Origin of the sequence: Stenotrophomonas sp. CASM106, from assembly GCF_049384825.1 — a bacterium.
GTDB lineage: Bacteria > Pseudomonadota > Gammaproteobacteria > Xanthomonadales > Xanthomonadaceae > Stenotrophomonas > Stenotrophomonas muris.
In genome coordinates, this window is the sequence record NZ_JBMRFS010000051.1 from 1 (window position 1) to 459 (window position 459).

Consider the following 459-nt stretch of genomic DNA (forward strand, 5'->3'; position numbering starts at 1 on the left):
TCCTCCCTCTCCGGCAGGATCCGCTGCGCCCGCGCATTGATCGGCTGTGCCAGCTTCCCTTTCTCCGCCAGCGCAGCAGCATCGGGCAACTTCACCCGCTCGCCGTCGCCCTCGAACAGCGCGCTGTAATAGCTGCCGCCCTTCCTTGAAAGATTGCAGGCGCGGTCAAAGGCCAGCGCGTAACGGGTCCGCTCCATCGGCAGGTAGTAGCGCGCCCGCTCCTCCACAGCCTTGGCCTCACGCGGGGGTACCTCAATCCGCTCCAGCTTGAACTGCTCGGCCTGTTGCGGCGTAACCTGCTCCGGCTGCAGCAGCAGCGCATAGCTGCCGTGCACCTTGGCCTTGTCGGCCGGGTCGCGCCAATCCTCATGGAAGTACATCTGCGCGCAGGCCACCGCCTCGCGTAGCGGGCTGTCCATCAGCGCACGGTACTCGCGGAACGGCGCGGCATTGAAGCGC

The 459-nt window shown here is 66.7% G+C and carries 1 pseudogene; it reads right to left on the reverse strand.

The window, feature by feature from the left end:
• A pseudogene (locus VG556_RS22470) lies at positions 1-459 on the reverse strand (hypothetical protein); the annotation flags it as partial.